Consider the following 17,433-nt stretch of genomic DNA (forward strand, 5'->3'; position numbering starts at 1 on the left):
GCTCCCCTCGGGTGACGGCGTTCCCGTCCCCGGTTCGTTTCTCCCGTCCCCGGCGCGAGCATGCTAGCCTGCTCGAACGTAGCGCGGACCGGGGCTCGGACGAAGCGCGGGGAGGTGGGGTCCTTTCATGATCGACGCGGGAATCATGGCGCGACAGCGGGTCCTCGTGGTCGAGGACGACCCGGCGATGGCGCAACTCGAGGCCCAGGTCCTCGAGGAGGCCGGCCTCGAGGCCCGGGTGGTGCACGGGCTGCAGGCGGCAACGCACGCCCTCCAGAGCTACGCCCCGGACCTGGTGGTCCTCGACTACCGCCTCCCCGATGGCAACGCCCTCGAGCTTCTGGACCGGCTCTCCGCCGCGTTGAGCCACCTGCCCGTCGTCGTGGTCACCGCCGCCGACGAGGTGCAGCTCGCCGTGGAGCTGATGAAGCGCGGTGTGAAGGACTACCTGGTCAAGGACGGCCGCACGATCGATCTCCTCCCCGAGATCGCGCGGCGAGTCCTCGAGCAGACGCGGTTGCGCCGCGAGCTCGACCGGGCGCGCGCCGAGAAGGGCTGCCTCGAGGAGCGCCTCGCCGCTGCGGAGGCCCGCTACCGGGCGCAGGTCGAGAATTCCCAACGCCTCGAGGCCATCGGCCGGCTCGCCGGTGGCATCGCCCACGACTTCAACAACCTTCTCATGAGCGTGCTCGCCTCCGCGCAGCTACTGCAGTCGCGGCTCCCACCGGGCCCCGACCACGAGGACCTGGACGTGATCGTCTCGGCCACGCAGCGCGCCACCTCGCTGACGAGACAGCTCCTGATGTTCGGGCGACGCCAGCGCATGGCTCTCGCCCCCGTCGGCGTCAATGAGGTCGTGCTGGACCTGATGCAGCTCATCCAGCGCACGATCGGCGAGGACATCCTCATCACCCTCCGCCTGGACGCGAAGGTCCCGCCGATCCAGGCCGACGTGGGGCAGCTCGAGCAGGTGCTGCTGAACCTCTGCATCAACGCGCGCGACGCGATGCCGGAGGGGGGCAAGCTCGTCATCTCGACGCGCGAGGCCTCGCTCGCCGCCGAGGAGGTGCGCGAAAACCCCGAGGCGCAGGCCGGTCCGCACGTGGTGCTCACGGTGGCGGACACGGGGTCCGGGATCGCCGAGGAGTCGCTGGCCCACATCTTCGAGCCCTACTTCTCGACGAAGGAACCCGGGGCGCGCGGCACCGGTCTCGGCCTGGCGACCGTGCACGGGATCGTGCACCAGCACCGCGGCATCATCCGGGTCGAGAGTTCCTCTGGCCAGGGGACCTCCTTCCTCGTCTTCCTGCCCGCGTCGTCGCAGCCCGCCCGGCCGCGGCGGCCCACCCCGGCACCCGCACCGGCACCGCTGCCGCCCGGGCAGGGAACGGTGCTGGTCGTCGAGGACGAGGCGCCGCTCCGCCAGGTGATCGAGCGCGTGCTCTCGGAGAGCGGCTACCGGCTGGTCGTCGCGCCGAACGGCGCCGAGGCGCTGCGCCTCTTCGAAAAGAGCCCCGAGGCGTTTGACGTGGCCCTCATCGACGCGGTGATGCCCCTCATGGGAGGGCGCCAGCTCCTCGCGGAGATCCGCAAGGTCCGCCCGCACCTGCCGGTGGTGCTGATGAGCGGCTACGAGGAATCGCACGACCTCCAGGCGGGGCTCGACGACTACGTGCTCTTCGCGGCCAAGCCGATCGGGGCCGACGAGCTCTGCGCCCGGGTGCGAACCGCCCTCAGGCGACGCCGTCCCGTCACCCCATGACGGGGGGGACGGCCAGGATGTGGGCCCGCCGCGCGGCGCGGTCCTCTTCGATTCGTCCAGCGAGCGCCTCGTCCGAGACCGCGATGATCTGCGCCGCTAGGTAGCCCGCGTTCGCCGCGCCGTCGATCGCCACGGTGGCCACCGGGATCCCGGGCGGCATCTGCACCGTCGAGAGGAGCGCGTCCTGGCCGTTGAGCGACCCGACCGCCATCGGGACCCCGATCACGGGCAGCGTGGTGTTGGCCGCCAGCACCCCCGCGAGGTGGGCCGATAGCCCCGCCCCCGCGATGAGGACCTTTAGGCCGCGCTGCCGCGCCGCGCGTGCGTAGGCCAAGGTCTCGTCGGGCGTGCGGTGCGCCGAACGGACGAGGATCTCGTAGCTCACGCCGAGCTTCTTCAGCACCTGGCCCGCGGCGGCCACGACGGGCAAGTCCCGCTCGCTGCCCACCAGAATGCCGACGAGCGGCGACGCTCCCTCCACGGCGCTCACCTCCCGCTGCCCGAGAAGGCCGGAATGCCCGTCAGCGCTTGCCCGACGATCAAGGTGTGGATGTCGTGCGTCCCCTCGTAGGTGTAGACCGACTCGAGGTTGCACATGTGCCGCATCGCCGCGTAGTCGTCCACGATGCCGCTCGCACCCAGGATCTCACGCGCCACGCGCGCGATGCGCAGCGCCATGGCCACGTTGTTCCGCTTGGCCAGGGAGACCGCCACGGGGCTCGCCTTCCCCGCGGCCTTGAGCTGCCCGAGGCGCAGACAGAGGAGCTGCGCCTGCACGATGTCGCTGTACATCTCGACCAGCTTGGCCTGCGTGAGCTGAAAGCCGGCGATCGGTCGGTCGAACTGCACCCGCTCCTTGGCGTAGGAGAGCGCCTCCTCGAAGCAGGCCATCGCCGCCCCGGTCGCCCCCCAGGCGATGCCGTAGCGCGCCTGCGTGAGGCACGAGAGCGGGCCGCGCATCCCCTGGACACCGGGGAAGATGGCGTCGCCCGGGATGCGGCAGTCCTCGAAGATGAGCTCGCTCGTCACCGACGCGCGGAGCGAGAGTTTTCCCTCGATCTCGACGGTCGAGAAGCCCGGAGCCCCGCGCTCGACGAGGAAGCCCATCACCTGGTCGTCGAGCTTGGCCCAGACCACCGCCACGTCGGCCAGGTTGCCGTTCGTGATCCAGCGCTTGGTGCCGTTCAGGATGAAGCCGCTCCCGTCGCGCCGCGCGGTGGTGCGCATCCCCGTCGGGTTCGAGCCGAAATCGGGCTCGGTCAGCCCGAAGCAGCCGATCGCCTCGCCCCGGATGAGCCGCGGCAACCAGCGCTCCTTCTGCTCGGGGCTGCCGAAGGCGTAGATCGGGTAGATGACGAGCCCGCTCTGGACCGAGACGAACGAGCGGATGCCCGAGTCGCCGCGCTCGAGCTCCTGGTTGATGAGGCCGTAGGCCGTCGGGCCCACACCGGCGCCGCCGTACTCCTTGAGCGTCGAGCCGAGCAGCCCGAGGCGCGCGATGTCGGGGACCAGCTCCTTGGGAAAGGTCCCCGCGCGGTAGTGCTTCTGGATGATCGGCATCACGCGCTCGTCGACGAACGCGCGCACGGAGTCGCGGACCAGCCGCTCCTCTTCGTTCAAGAGCTCATCGATACCGTAGAAATCGATCTCGGGTCGCATCTTCGATCACGCCTCCTCGCGTCGCGGATGGTTCACGGGGCGCCCTCGGTCGAGGCCCGTCGGGCCGCGCGGGCGAGCTGGTTGGCGTAGAGCGCCGCGGTGGCGCCCGCGCCGAAGCCGTTGTCGATGTTCACCACCGTCAGGCCGGGGGCGCAGCTCTGCAGCATGGTGGTGAGCGCCCCCTCCCCGCGCCCGCCGTGGCCGTACCCGACGGAGGTCGGCACGCCGATCACGGGGCAGGGGACGAGGCCGCGCACGAAGGTGGGCAGCGCCCCCTCCATGCCGGCCACCGCCACGACCGCCGCGACGTCGCGCGCCAGGAGCTCGCGGAGCGGCTCCACGAGACGGTGCACGCCGGCCACGCCGACGTCGTAGTGGTGGATCACGGCGCACCCCATCTCCTCGGCGGCGACGCGGGCCTCCTCGGCCACCGGGATGTCGGAGGTCCCCGCGGCGAGGAGCCCGATGAGGCCCCCCGACGGCGCGGGCCGATGCCCCGGGCGGCGGACCACGGCCACGCGTCCCCCGTACCCCTCGACGGAGAGCTGGGGTTCGAGGCGGGCGCGCAGCTCCTCGAGCCAGCCGGGGAGCAGGCGGGTCACGATGGCGCGGCCGCACTCGGTCGCGAGGCGCGTCGCGATCTGCAGCACCTGGTCGAGGGTCTTCCCCTCACCGTAGATCGCCTCGGGGATCCCGGCGCGAGCCTGGCGGTCCAGGTCCAGGCGCGCGAGGTCGTCGAGGTAGGCGATGCGATCCATCAGAGCTCGTACTCCACTGCGCCAGCGCGCGTCACCGGGGCGCGTCAGCACGGGCGGGACCTGCCTTCGCCCCCGCCGCCGCCGCCGCGCGCCCAAGTGCCTCAAGGCGCTCCTCTAGCACGGTCCTGAGCGAGGCGTCCACCGGAGCGGCCAGCGCGCGACGGTAGAGCGCCTGGGCCTCGCTCGGGCGGTCGCGGGCGAGGAGCTCCCCGAGTCCGAGCAGCGCCGGCACGTGGGCCGGATGGTGGACGAGCAACGCGCGATAGCTTTGACGCGCCTCCTCGAGGCGCCCGAGCGAGGTGAGCGCCCGCGCCCGGTTGAAGAGCGCGCCGCCGTGGCGCGGGTCGCGGCGCACCGCGGCCTCGAACGCCGCGAGAGCTCCGTGGAGGTCGCCCCGCTGCGCCCGCGCGATCCCTTCCCGGTTCTGCTCCTCGGCCGGGCTCTCGGCGACGGAGAGCGGCCCCGAGGATCGAGGGCCCGGCGCGGCCCCGGGGGCCGGCGGGGGCACGCCCTCGGGCGACGGACCCTCGAGCTGGCTCCGAACTGCGGTGAGCGAAACCTCGCCCTTCTCGAGCGCCGTCGCCAGCGCCGCGAGCCCCGCGGCGAGCTCGGGCATCCGGCTCATGTGGTACTGGTGACCCTGCCGCCGATAGACGCGGTTCACGGCGTCGAGCACGGGGCCGACCTTCAGGGCCACCACCGCCTCGGCCGCCTCTCGCGCCGCCGCCGCCTCCCCGTGACGGAGCGCGTAGCGGGCGAAGAGCACCCGCAGGCTGCCGTAGTGCAGGAGGAGCGCCGCCTGCTCGGTCTCGAGGACCCGCTCGCGCGCCGCGACGGCGTGAGGCCACGCCGCGCGCCAGAAAGCCCGGTTTCGCGCCACGACCACCGACGGAGCGGGCGCCCGGGCGGCCGGCGCGAGCCGGGTCATGAGCCCCGCGGGGAGCTCCACGTACCGCTCGCGGAGCGCGGCCGAGGCCGAGGGCCCGAAGAAGCCGGCCAGGTCCGCCGTGACGTAGACGGGGGTGCGTTCGGCGTTGCGCTCCAGGATCAGCGCGGGCCAGGCGATCGCCGCGTCGGGTCCCTCGTAGCTCGGCAGCGCGAGCTCCGGCCGCTGTCGCTGCACCTGCTGCTGATACCAGCTCACGGCGCGACCGCGCGAGAGCACGAGCAGGTCCTGCCGCCGCCGCTCGACGGCCTGCACGTACCAGAGGCCGAACGAGACCGAGTCCACGTGGGTCAGCACGATGGCGCCGGGCTCCGCGGGGTCGAGCGCGTCCCGCGCGAAGTCCCGCGCGAGCGTCTGTCCGCGGAGGTCGTTCTGTCCGAAGTTCACCGCCCCGAGCCCGACGGGGAGAGCCACGAGCGCGCAGGCCCCCGCGCGAGGCGGCAGGTGCGAAAGGAGCGCGTGCGCCGCGAGGCCGGCCAGCGCGGCCAGCCCGAGGAGCGCCGGCAGCACGAATACCTGCGCGTCGGGCACATGGTAGACCGCAGCGAAGGCGAGGTTGGCCGCCACGAGATAGAGGAGCGCGGCCGTCGGTCCGCGCGCGCGTCGCCACCCGAGGACGGCCCCCACGGGCGCGAGGAGCAGCGCCACGCCGAGCTCCCGCGGCAGCCCGGCGAAGAGCTGGCCGAGGTGGGCCGGAACCGAGCCCGCGAGGAGGTACCGTCGATAGACCCGCGCCGTGACGTGCTCCCAGAGACGGGACCAGGTTTCCGGGTCCCCCGCGTCGAGCAGCGGCTGGGCCCGCGACGCGAGCGGCAGGTACGCGAACACGAGCAGCGTGGCGGCCCCCGCGCCGAGGAGCGCGAGGAACACGCGCGGTCGTGCGAGCCTCCCGGCGAGGGCCGGCCAGCCGAGGAGGAGCAGCGCCGGCAGGTAGAGGACGTTCACCGTCCGGTGCCCGAACCAGAGGCCCGCGAGCACAGCCGTCGCCACCGCTGCCCCGACGCTGCGCCGCTCGCGCGCGCGCCCCGCGAAGTGGAGCGCCAGGGCGCCAAGCAGCAGGTCGAAGGCGTAGACCTCCGAGATGAGCGCCTGCGACCAGCAGGTCGCGCCGAGGGCGAGGGAGAGCGCCCCGAAGAGCGCCCCGGCTACGCCGACGCCGAGCCGGAGGAGCAGCGCCCCGAGCAGACTGGCCGCGCCCGCCGCCGCCAGCGCGGAGAGCAGATTGAGACGCCAGCCCACGTCTCCGACGGGGAGCGCCCGGGACCAGAGGTTCGCCACGAGGCAGTAGAGCGGATAGCCCGGCGGGTGAGGCACGCCAAACGTCGCTCCCGCCGCCGCGAGCTCGGGCGCGTCTCCGGAGAAGATCGTGGGGCAAGCCGTCAGGGCGTAGAGCGCCGCCAGGGCGACAAAGAGCGCGACGAGCTCCCAGCGCGCCCGGCGCGGAGTAGCGGGGATCGCCGGCGCCTGCTCCTGCCGCTGCGCACGCCCCCCGGCCCGCGGTCGTGTTCGTCCGGCCATCGCGTGCGACCATACCACCCCAAGCCCTGGTGCTTCCGCGGGTCCATGCTATATAGGCCCGTGCCACGGAGCCCCGGCGTGATCCCCCGTACCCCCGGCCAACTCGAAATCGAGCTCGAATCCCTGCTCCTCTCCGTCGAGAAGCCCGGTCGCTACGTCGGCGGCGAGCTCAACGCGGTGGTCAAGGACTGGGCGCAGGTCCCCCTGCGGCTCGCTCTCGCCTTCCCCGACGTCTACGAGATCGGCATGCCGAACCTGGGCCTGGCGATCCTCTACGATCAGGTGAACCAGCAGAGCGACATGCTCGCCGAACGGGTCTTCGTCCCCTGGCCCGACATGCAAAAGGGCCTCCGCGCGGCAGGACTCCCGCTCTACTCGCTCGAGAGCAAGCACGCCATCCGCGACTTCGACGTGCTCGGCGTGACGCTCCCCTACGAGACGCTCTACACCAACCTGCTCGCGCTCCTCGATCTCTCGGGGGTGCCGCTCCTCGCCGCGGAGCGCACGCGAGAGGACCCGGTCGTCGTCGCGGGAGGCCACGCCACCTACAACCCCGAGCCCGTAGCCGACTTCTGCGACGCCTTCGTGATCGGCGAGGGAGAGAACCTGATCCTCGAGGTCCTGCGCACCGTCGGAGCCTGGAAAGGTGGCACCGGCTCGCGCGCGGAGCTGCTCGAAGCGCTCGCCCGCCTCCCCGGGGTCTACGTGCCGAGCCTCTACCAGGTCAGCTACCACGCCGACGGCACCGTGGAGGCGATCCGGCCGCGTCACGACGGCGTGCCCCCGACCGTGCGCAAGCACATCGCCGCGCGGCTGCCACCGCCGGTCACGCGTTTTCTCGTCCCGACCCTCGAGCTCGTACACAACCGCGTCCCGATCGAGATCATGCGCGGCTGCACGCGTGGGTGCCGTTTCTGCCACGCCGGGATCATCGCGCGCCCCGTGCGGGAACGCTCCGTCGAAGAGGTCCTCGCCGCGGCCGAGGCGGCGCTCGAGGCCACGGGCTACGAAGAGGTCGGGCTCCTCTCCCTCTCCTCGTCGGATTACACCCAGGTCCTCGAGCTCGTGCGGGCCATGACCGAGCGCTTCGCGGGACGCCAGGTGAACGTCTCGCTCCCCTCGCTGCGCATCGAGTCCTTCTCCGCCGAGCTGATGGACGTCTTGCAGGGCCAGTCGCGGCGCGGCGGCTTCACCCTCGCCCCCGAGGCGGCGAGCGAGCGCATGCGCGAGATCATCAACAAGCCGGTCTCCACCGAGCAGGTGGTCACCACGGCCCGCGCGATCTACGGGCGCGGCTGGCAGACGATCAAGCTCTACTTCATGATCGGCCACCCGCAGGAGGGTCTCGACGACGTGCGCGCCATCGCCGAGCTCGCGCGCGCGGTGCTCAACGAAGGCCGCCGCTCCCTCGGTGGCCGCGCCAAGGTCCACGTCGGCGTGAGCACCTTCGTGCCGAAGCCCCACACGCCCTTCCAGTGGGTGCCCTGCGACGGCGCCGAGCAGATCGCGGCGAAGCAGGCCTTGCTGCGCAGCCTGCTGCGGGATCGCAACATCAAGCTGAGCTGGACCGACGCGCGCGAGACGATGATCGAGGCCTGGCTCTCGCGCGGCGACCGCCGCCTGGGCGCCGTGATCCTCGAGGCCTACCGCCGCGGGGCGCGCTTCGACGCCTGGCGCGAGCACTTCAAGGACGCGCTCTGGCAGGAGGCCTTCGCCGCGGTGGGGCTCGACCCCGCCTTCTACACCCACCGCGAGCGAGGCGCGGACGAGGTCTTCCCCTGGGAGCACCTCGACCCGGCGGTGACGAAGGCCTTCTTGCGCGAGGACTACGAGTGGAGCCTCGTCGGACGGACGCGCCAGGACTGCCGCGACAAGTGCTTCGCCTGCGGCATCCTCCCCAAGTTCAAGGAGCTCCGGCGCGCGAACCCGGGAGAGACCTGGCAATGCCCCGAGGTGGGCCGCGCCGCGCACAAGGCCGCCGCGCAGTCCGCGACGGAGCCGCCGCCGCGAGGCGCCCCGCTCGAGCCGACGGCCTGATCGCCCCACGAGGCCCGCTGCCATGAACGAACGTCTGGACGATACCGCCACGGGCGACGACGCCCCTCTCGAGGCCGACGCCGCCGTCGAGGCCGACGCCCCTCTCGAGGCCGACGCCGCCCTGGTGCCGCGCGCCCCGCGCCCCGCGCCGCCGCCGGCCGCGCGCCGCTATCGCGTCCGCTTCGCCAAGGACGGCGCCTTGCGCTTCTGCGGCCACCTGGACCTGCAGCGCGCCTTCGAACGCGCGCTCCGCCGCGGCAAGATCCCCGTGGTGTACAGCCGCGGCTACCACCCGCGCGCGAAGGTGCAGTTCGGCGCCGCCCTGCCCCTCGGGTGCAGCAGCGAGGGCGAGCTCCTCGACCTCTGGGTCGCCGTCGACGGCCCCTCCGCAGACGAGCTCCTCGCGGCGCTCGCTCGCTGCGCCCCGCCCGGCTTCACCCCCCTCGACGCGACGGAGCTCCCGTGCGCCTCGCGCGCCCTGCCCGCGCTCGTCGAGGCGGCCGAGTACCGCGTGCGCTTCGAGCCCCCCGCCTCGGCCGACGATCTGCGCGAGCGGGTGGCAAAGCTCCTCGCCGCCACGACGCTGCCGCGTCGACGGCGCGAGAAGGACTACGACCTCCGGCCGCTCGTGGAAGAGCTCGAGGTCGCCGTCGGCCCGAGCGGCGAGACCGAGCTCCTCTTGCGCGTCTCGAGCCGTGAGGGACGAACGGGACGCCCCGAAGAGGTGCTCCTCGCGCTCGGGCTCGAGCCGCCCAAAGCACGGGTGCGTCGGCTCCGACTGGTCCTCGCGCCCGAGCCGCCGACGGTATTTCCCATCGACGCGAACGTGGGGCAGGACAGCGCGAGCGAGGGTTCTAATACTCCTTTGGAATGCTGCGAATCTTCCGATTCCAGGAATCCACGGCCTGCATGAGCGGCAGGATCATCATCATGTTCGCCTCGATCTTGTAGTCGGGCGAGTTCATCGCGTCGGCCGGCTCCATCTCCCCCTTGTCCAGCTTGACGAAGGTCTGGTAGGCGGCCGTCACCCGCGCCAACCCATCCTTCATCGGCACGAACGGGCGGTTGCGGAGCGCCGACGGCGCCGGCTCCTCCTCGAAGACCCACTTGGTGCACCGTCCCTTGTCGAAGGTGTAGGTCACCAGGACGTCCTTGCCGTCCGGCGTGTCGAGCGCCCGCAGCACCACCGTGCCGGACATCAGCTTGGCCCGCTCCAGATGCGCCGGGTCCGTGTTGCAGGCCTCGAGGCCCTCGGTGATGGCCTCCCTCGTGAACATGCGTGCCATGAATCCCTCCGGAAGAAACCTATCGGTTGCCCTTTCCCCCACGCTCGCCGCGGTACACTATCATAGGTGCGACACGCTTCGGGACCGGGAGGGTGGAATCTGGCATGCGCACGCTCGTCCTCGCGCGAGAGCCGACAGCCGCGCAGTCCATCGCGCAACGACTGACCGCGCTTGGCCACCAGGTGGACTCCTGCGGCGACGTGAGCCGCGCGCTCGCCGAACACGAGGCGGCCCCCTACGACCTGGTCGTCGCCGACTGGGAGCTCGTCAGCGCAGAGGAAGCCGAGTTCTGCCACTGGCTCTGGCGTCGCCCCGGCGCCGGTGAGCCCGTCTTGCTGTTCGTCGCGAACGCCGAGGACGTCACCAAGCTCGCCCCGCTTCTCTCCTCGGGGCCGAGCGACTACCTCGTTCGCCCGCTCGACCCCGACCATCTCGAGCTGCGGCTCCGCCTCGCCGAGCGGCGCGCGCACGAGAGCCTGCGCCGTCGGAGCGCCGAGGAGAAGCTCCGCGCGAGCGAGGCCCGCCTCCAGCGCATCACCGACAACGTCCCCGGGGTGGTCTACCAGGTCATCGGCAAGCCCGACGGCTCCTTGACCTTCACCTACCTCAGCGACGCCTGCCGGACCATGTTCGGCGTCGAACCCGATGAGGTCGTGCGGAACCCGTCGAGCCTGCTATCGCTCCTTCACCCCGAGGACGTCGAGGGGTTCGCCCGTTCCGTGGCGGAGTCGTTCGAATCGCTCACCCCCTGGGTGCTCGAAGGTCGGGCGGTGCTGCACTCGGGTGAAACGATCTGGTTTCACGGCGCCTCACGGGCCCAACGGCTCCCCGACGGACGCGTCCTCTGGGACGGAGTGATCGTCGACGTCACCGAGGCCCGTCGCGCCCAGGCCGAGCTCCGCGAGACGCACGAGCGCATCGACCTGGCGGTCCAGGGCTCTTCGGACGGCCTGTGGGAGCTCACGCTCGAGGACGAGTCGTTCCCGCCCCGGAACCTGCAGATGTGGTTCTCTCCGCGCTTCAAGGAGCTCCTCCGCTGCACGTCGGACGACCCGGAGACCATGGCCGCGGCCTGGTACGCCGCGCTCCACCCCGACGACCAGCCGTACGTGGTGGAGCAGCTCCGCCGGCACCTCGTCGACCGTCTCCCCTTCGATGTGGAGTATCGCCTGCGCAACATCGCCGGCGATTGGAGGTGGTACAGCGCGCGCGGCGAGGCGCAGCGGCACCCCACGTCGGGGCGCGCGGTGCGCGTAGCGGGCTCGATCCGGGACGTCACCGACCGCAAGCAGCTCGAGCGGCAGGTCCTTCAGGCGAAGGAGGAGCTGGAGCTCCGCGTCCAGCAACTGCAGCAGGAGATCGGCGAGCGCAAGCGCGCGGTGGCGTCGCTCCGCGAGAGCGAGCTCCGGTTCGCCCTGGCGGCGAGCGGCGTCACCGACGGGCTCTGGGACTGGAACCTCGCCACGAACCAGGTCTACTACTCCCCGCGCTGGAAATCGATGCTCGGCCATGGAGAGAGCGAGATCACGAACTCGCCGGAAGAGTGGCTCTCGCGGGTGCACCCGGAGGACCTCCCCGAGGTGCAAGCGATGCTCGACGACCACCTCGAGGGGCGGCGCCAGCACTTCGAGCAGGAGTACCGCATCCGGCACCGCGACGGGGCCTACCGCTGGGTCCTCGCCCGAGGCCTGGCCATCCGCGACGCCGACATGAAGGCCGTGCGCATCGGCGGCTCGCAGACCGACATCACGCGGCGACGGCAGATGGAGCACGCGCTGCGGCGCTCGGAGACGCGAAACCGCGCGCTGCTCAACGCCATCCCGGACACGATGATCAGCCTGACCCGGGAGGGGCGGTTCCTCGACGTCAAACCGAGTCCCGGCGTTACGCTCGTCGCGGAGCCCAACGAGGTGCTCGGCCTCCTGCTCGAGGAGACCTCGCTCCCCTCGTCGCTCATCGCCGCCGCACGCGAGGCGCTCGGCCGCACGCTCGACTCGGGGACGCTGGCCTCGTTCGAGTACCACCTCCCGGCCTCGGACGGGACGCGCTACTTCGAGGCGCGGATGGTCCCGAGCGGCGACGACGAGACGCTGACGATCATCCGGAACATCACCGAGCGCAAGCGCGCGGAGGAGGCGCTCCGCGAGACGCTCGAGCGCTTCGACCTGGCCATCCAGGGGGCGAACGACGCGCTCTGGGATGTGAAGATCCGCGACCTGCGCGGCTTCACGGACGCCAACGAGATCTGGTTCTCCCCGCGCTTCCGGAAGCTCCTCGGCTACGAGGGGAGCGAGAGCGTGACGCCGACCATGTGGCTCAGCCGCATCCACCCCGACGACCGGGACGACGTGGAGAGCGCGGTACGCCGACACCTCCTCGAACGCGAGCCCTACGACGTCGAATTCCGCATGCAGACGGGCGCGTGGGGCGAATACCGCTGGTACAACTCGCGCGGCCAGGGGATCTGGGCCGACGGCGGCGAGCCGGTCCGCTTCGCCGGCGCGACGCGCGACGTGACCGAGCGCAAGAAGTTGGAGCGGCAGCTCCACAAGGCCAACGACGAGCTCGAGCTGCGCGTCCAGCAGCTCCTCGCCACCAACGAGGCCTTGCACCGCGAGATGGCCGAGCGGCGGCGCGTGGTGGTCTCGCTCGGCCAGGCCGAGGAGGCACGACGGCTCTCCGAGGCCAGCTTCCGCTCGCTCATCGAGGCCTCGCCGGACGCGATCATCGTGCACCGCCACGGTCAGATCGTGTACGTCAACCCTGCGGTGCTCGAGGTTCTCGGGTACGAGCGGGGTGAGGACCTGATCGGCACCGCCCCCCTCGCGCTCATGCACCCCGAGGACCGACCGCGGGCCGGCAAATGCATCGACCGGCTGCAGGCCGGAGCGCTCTCCATGTCCCCGCGGACCGAGCAGCGGATGATCCACCGCGACGGCCACCTCATGCTCGTCGAGACGATGGGCCTCCCCGTCTCCTTCGAGGGGTCTCCGGCCGTGATGGGCGTGGTGCGAGACATCACCGAACGTCGCCGGGCCGAGGAGGCCATGCGCGCCATCGAGAAGCTCGCGGCGACGGGTCGTATGGCCGCCCGCATAGCGCACGAGATCAACAACCCGCTCGCCGGCATCAAGAACTCGTTCCTGCTGATCAAGGACGCGATCCCGACCTCGCACCCCTACCACAGCTACGTCGGCCGCATCGAACGCGAGGTCGAGCGCATCGCCAGAATCGTACGCCAGATGTTCGACCTCTACCTGCCCATCCGCGAGCTCGGTCCCTGCGACGTGCGCAGCGTGATCGAGGACGTGGCGGCGCTTCTCGAGGTGAATTGCCGCGAGACGGGCATCCGGCTGCGCGTCGACGCGGCCCGCGCCGGCAACACGGTGCGACTGGCCGAGGGCTCCTTCCGGCAGGTGCTCTACAACATGGTCCAGAACGCCATCGACGCCTCACCGGCCAGCGGCGAGGTGCGCATCTGGGCCGAGATGCAGGGGCAGAACCTGTGCGTGTCGGTGCAGGACCAGGGGTGCGGCATTCCTCACGACCTCCGGTCGCGCATCTTCGAGCCCTTCTTCACCACCAAGAGCGGTACCGCGGGGACGGGGCGGCTGGGACTCGGTCTCGCGATCTGCCAGAGCCTCGTGCAAGCCATGCGCGGCTCCCTCGACTTCGAGAGCGAGCCGGGTCGCGGCACGACGTTTCGCCTGTGCCTCCCCGTGGACCAGGCCGCGGCGGAGCCCCTGCCGGAGGAAGCCAGTGCCTGACCGAGCGCTCGGCCGCATTCTGATCGCCGACGACGAGGAGACCTTTCTCCTCGCCACCGCGGACCTGCTGCGCCGCGAGGGCTACGAATGCGTTTGCGCCCCCGACGCCTTCGAGGCCTCGAAGGTCCTCAAGGCCGAGCCCTTCGACCTGCTCATCGCGGACATCAAAATGCCCGGAAACCCCGACCTGGAGCTGATCCGGCAGCTCCCCGAGCTTTACGAGGGGCTGCAGGTCATCCTCGTCACCGGCTATCCGTCGGTGCGGTCGGCGATCGAGGCGATCCAGCTCCCGGTCGCGGCCTACCTGCTGAAACCGGTCGACTTCGAAGAGCTGCTCGCCCAGGCCAAGCTGGCCGTGGAACGCTATCAGAGCTTCCGCGCGGTGAAGTCCACGCGTGAGCGTCTGCAGAGCTGGAAGAGCGAGCTCGACCTCGTCGAACAGACGCTCGGAGCGTCGAGCACGCCGGCGCAGAAACCCGTGGACGCGTTTGTCCAGCTCACGATGCGCAACATCGTGGCCTCCCTGACAGATCTGCAGCACATGACGCAGGCCCTCGCGACGCAGCAGGCGGCGCGCGAAGCCTGTCAGCTCATGAACTGTCCGCGGGGGCTCGCCCTCGCACAGGCCCTCAAGGAGGCCGTGGACACGCTCGAGCGCACGAAGCGCGCGTTCAAGTCGAAGGAGCTGGGCGACCTGCGCAAGACCCTGGAGGAGGTCCTCAAGGCCTACGCCTGATTCCGCAGCGCCGCGGCGCGGCGTGTTCCGCGCGGCGAAAAAAAACGCGGAGATGATCGAAATTGTTCGTTGACAGGTTGGACCCGCAGCGCCATAAATAGGGTGTTAACTCGCTCGCTACTTGGTGGTGGGCGGCCTTGTCGAGCAGGACTAGGGCCTGCAAGTCGAAGGCGCAATCGGACGGGTTTCGCTCTGCGAACCGGTCGTGATTGCGCCTTTTTTGCGTTTTTCTCCCCCGCGGGAGAACGGACGGAGGTGGCGTCGACAAAAGAAGCTGGGCCTAGGGGGCGCGCCCAGCGACCTGCAGCACGCTCCCGGTGATCTCCTCTCGGTATTGTGGCGACGGTGCGCGCAGCCTCGACTGCGCGCGCAGGGGCGAGAAGCCAGTGGCTTCTCGAACAAGGGGATCGGGAGGGGATCACCGGAAGCGTGCTGTGGCAGACGCCACCTCGGACTTGGGGCTTCACGGATTCGACGTAGTTCAATTTTTTGGGTGGCGGCGGTGGCCCGCAGCGGGGCGGGCAGCTTTCGGTTTTGGGGCGGCGGCGGGTGCTCGCAGCGGGGCGGGCAGCTTTCGGCTTTAGGGTGGCGGCGGGTGGCCCGCAGCGGGGCGGGCAGCTTTATTTTCGACCTGGCCGGTGACGCGCGCGTCTTACCGCGCAATTGCGTCGCCGGTGCGGGCTGTGTCATAAGAGCGCGCCATGTCCAAGACCCGCGCGCAAAAGAAACCAAGCACCCTCGAGCAGTGGAACAACGAGCTCCAGTGGTGCGCCACTCGTAAGTACGTCGAGCTGCTCCGTTCCCGCGAGGAGCTCCTCTCCATCGATCACGTGGACGTGGACGTCCCGCAGCTCGTCAAGCGGCGCTTCCTCTGCGACAGCCACCGCTGCATCCACTGGGCGGAGAAGCGGCCGCTCATCGACCGTTCCTGCTGCTCTCGCTACGACGTCCCCGTGACGGAGCGTGACCGGAAGGTCATCCTGGACCGCCTCCCCGCCGTGCGGAAGAACCTGCCGAAGGACCACCGACTGCAGAATCCCGACGAGGATCCCTTCCGCACGAACGACGACTACGGGTTCGAGCTCGTACACGACGCCCCGCTCACCAAGGCCTGCCAGTTCACCATCTACCGGGACGGCATGCGCCTGTGCGCCCTGCACATGACCGCGATGCAGCACGAGGAGGACCCGCGCGAGTGGAAGCCCGTCGCCTGCTCGCTCTGGCCGCTCGCGCTCGACGACTACGAGGCGGACGGCGGCAAGAGGACGCTCCTCACCGTCTACGGTCCGGCCTCGGCCGGGATCTTCGAGGAGACCGACGACGAGCCCTTCGCCTGTATCGTAGACGACCACCCGAGCTATCCGCGGCTCTACGACTCGGAGCGCGGCACGCTGGAGTTCATCTTCGGCAAGGGCTGGTGGGGCAAGCTCGACCGGGAGGCGCGCAAGCTCCTGGGCCGCGAAGCCCGTGGCGGTTAACGCCCGCGGGGGTTAGCGCCTCACCCCTTGATCACCCCGATGGGACGCAGCCGGGCCACCTTGCGCGAAATCCCGGCGCGGTGGACCACCTCCACCACGCGATCCACGTCCTTGTAGGCGCCGGGCTGCTCCTCGGCGAGCCCCTTGTGGCTCCGCGCGCGCGCGATCACCCCCGCCTCCTCCAGCTCCCGGTCGATGCGACGTCCCCGCGCCTGCGCCACCGCCGCGGTGCGGCTGAGCGCCCGGCCGGCCCCGTGGCAGGTGGTGCCGAAGGTCTGTTCGAGGCTCCCCGGTTCCCCCGCGAGCACCCAGCTCGCCCGGCCCATGTCCCCGGGGATGAGCACCGGCTGGCCGACCTCGCGGTAGAGCTCCGGCACGTCAGGGTGCCCCGCCGGAAAGGCCCGCGTGGCCCCCTTGCGGTGCACCCAGACCCGTTTGCGACGCCCCTCGACCTCGTGCTGCTCCAGCTTCGCGATGTTGTGGGCCACGTCGTAGACCTGCTCCATCTGGAGCTCGACCCACGAGCGTCCGAAGACCTGCTCGAAGACCTCGCGCGCCTGCCACAGGATGAGCTGCCGGTTGCACCAGGCGAAGTTGGCCGCCGCGCGCATGGCCCCGATGTAGTGCTGCCCCTCGGGGCTGTTCGCAGGAGCGCAGGCGAGCTGGCGGTCGGGAAGCGCGATCCCGTAGCGTTCCGGCACTCCCCGGAGCGCACGGAGCGCGTCATCGCAGACCTGATACCCGAGGCCTCGCGACCCGGAGTGGATCATCACGCACACCTGCCCGACGTATAGCCCCATCGCGCGCGCCGCCGCGTCGTCGAAGACGCGGTCCACCACCTGCACCTCGAGGAAGTGGTTCCCCGAACCGAGCGTCCCGCACTGGCTCTCGCCCCGCTCGATCGCGCGTTCGCTCACGTGCTCGGGCTCGGCCCCCTCCAGGCACCCGTGCCCCTCGGTGAGCTCGAGGTCTCGTTCGGTCGCGAGTCCGCGCTCCTTCAGGAAGCGCGCGCCGCGCGACATGAGCCGGCGCAGCTCCTTCGAACCGAAGGTGTAGTCCCCGCTCTGGCCGACGCCGGTCGGAATGCGCGCGAAGAGCCGCTCGACGAGGTACCGCAGCCGTGGCCGCACCTCCTCCGCGGAGAGCGCCGTCCGCACGAGACGGACGCCGCAGTTGATGTCGTAGCCGACGCCCCCCGGCGAGATGACGCCCCCTTCCTCGGGGTCCGTGGCGCAGACGCCGCCGATGCAGAAGCCGTAGCCCCAGTGGATGTCGGGCATCGCCAGACTCGCGCGCTGGATCCCCGGCAGGCAGGCCACGTTGGCCACCTGTTCGGGCGCCTGGTCGCGCCGGATCTCCTCGATCATCGCCTCGTCGGCGTAGATGAGGCCGTCCACGCGCATCCCCGCCCGGTAGCTGCGCGGGATGCGGTAGCAGCAATCGTTCACTCGTTCGAGCGTGCCGTGAAACCCACCCTTGCCCAAGG

The 17,433-nt window shown here is 71.0% G+C and carries 12 protein-coding genes; 6 read left to right on the top strand and 6 right to left on the bottom strand.

The features are described 5' to 3' along the window. The first annotated feature begins 127 nt into the window (after positions 1 to 127). Entirely contained in the window at positions 128 to 1,762 is a 1,635-nt protein-coding gene (locus IT371_00505) for a response regulator (GenBank protein ID MCC6746103.1), read from the top strand. On the opposite strand, the gene purE is transcribed toward IT371_00505, so the two are convergent. From purE to IT371_00525, 4 genes are read right to left on the bottom strand one after another with little or no spacing between them, the layout of a single operon-like run. Next, the gene (gene purE, locus IT371_00510) at positions 1,752 to 2,243 is read right to left on the bottom strand and encodes a 5-(carboxyamino)imidazole ribonucleotide mutase (GenBank protein MCC6746104.1); all 492 of its coding nucleotides are present in this window, start codon (positions 2,241 to 2,243) and stop codon (positions 1,752 to 1,754) included. The genes IT371_00505 and purE overlap by 11 nt on opposite strands. Positions 2,244 to 2,248: 5 nt before the next feature. Next, on the bottom strand, positions 2,249 to 3,421 hold the full coding sequence (locus IT371_00515; GenBank protein MCC6746105.1) for an acyl-CoA dehydrogenase family protein: 1,173 nt from the start codon (positions 3,419 to 3,421) through the stop codon (positions 2,249 to 2,251). A gap of 32 nt (positions 3,422 to 3,453) precedes the next feature. Next, the gene (gene larB, locus IT371_00520; GenBank protein ID MCC6746106.1) at positions 3,454 to 4,179 is read right to left on the bottom strand and encodes a nickel pincer cofactor biosynthesis protein LarB; all 726 of its coding nucleotides are present in this window, start codon (positions 4,177 to 4,179) and stop codon (positions 3,454 to 3,456) included. 31 nt (positions 4,180 to 4,210) lie between these two features. Next, positions 4,211 to 6,643: a DUF2723 domain-containing protein gene (locus tag IT371_00525; protein ID MCC6746107.1), complete on the bottom strand. Its 2,433-nt coding sequence runs from the start codon at positions 6,641 to 6,643 to the stop codon at positions 4,211 to 4,213. 78 nt (positions 6,644 to 6,721) lie between these two features. Between IT371_00525 and IT371_00530 the strand changes: the two genes are divergently transcribed. Continuing rightward, entirely contained in the window at positions 6,722 to 8,680 is a 1,959-nt protein-coding gene (locus tag IT371_00530) for a TIGR03960 family B12-binding radical SAM protein (protein MCC6746108.1), read from the top strand. 22 nt (positions 8,681 to 8,702) lie between these two features. Beyond that, positions 8,703 to 9,593, top strand: a complete 891-nt coding sequence (locus tag IT371_00535; protein ID MCC6746109.1) for a DUF2344 domain-containing protein — start codon at positions 8,703 to 8,705, stop codon at positions 9,591 to 9,593. Here the strand turns inward: IT371_00535 and IT371_00540 are convergent. Further along, the gene (locus IT371_00540; GenBank protein MCC6746110.1) at positions 9,535 to 9,966 is read right to left on the bottom strand and encodes a hypothetical protein; all 432 of its coding nucleotides are present in this window, start codon (positions 9,964 to 9,966) and stop codon (positions 9,535 to 9,537) included. The genes IT371_00535 and IT371_00540 overlap by 59 nt on opposite strands. 104 nt (positions 9,967 to 10,070) lie before the next feature. Between IT371_00540 and IT371_00545 the strand changes: the two genes are divergently transcribed. The 3 genes from IT371_00545 (at position 10,071) to IT371_00555 (ending at position 15,947) form a co-directional block, all read left to right on the top strand. After that, positions 10,071 to 13,733 carry a PAS domain-containing protein gene (locus IT371_00545; GenBank protein MCC6746111.1) on the top strand — a complete coding sequence of 1,221 codons (3,663 nt, stop codon included), beginning with the start codon at positions 10,071 to 10,073 and terminating at the stop codon, positions 13,731 to 13,733. Continuing rightward, the gene (locus tag IT371_00550) at positions 13,726 to 14,469 is read left to right on the top strand and encodes a response regulator (protein ID MCC6746112.1); all 744 of its coding nucleotides are present in this window, start codon (positions 13,726 to 13,728) and stop codon (positions 14,467 to 14,469) included. The genes IT371_00545 and IT371_00550 overlap by 8 nt, the downstream gene beginning before the upstream one ends. Before the next feature lie 701 nt (positions 14,470 to 15,170). Next, the gene (locus IT371_00555; protein MCC6746113.1) at positions 15,171 to 15,947 is read left to right on the top strand and encodes a DUF3109 family protein; all 777 of its coding nucleotides are present in this window, start codon (positions 15,171 to 15,173) and stop codon (positions 15,945 to 15,947) included. A gap of 20 nt (positions 15,948 to 15,967) precedes the next feature. Here IT371_00555 and IT371_00560 read toward each other — a convergent pair whose 3' ends face one another. Next, complete coding sequence (locus IT371_00560) at positions 15,968 to 17,350, bottom strand: RtcB family protein (protein MCC6746114.1); 1,383 nt, start codon at positions 17,348 to 17,350, stop codon at positions 15,968 to 15,970. Between the last annotated feature and the right edge of the window lie 83 nt (positions 17,351 to 17,433).

This window comes from Deltaproteobacteria bacterium (assembly GCA_020848905.1).
GTDB lineage: Bacteria > Myxococcota_A > Polyangia.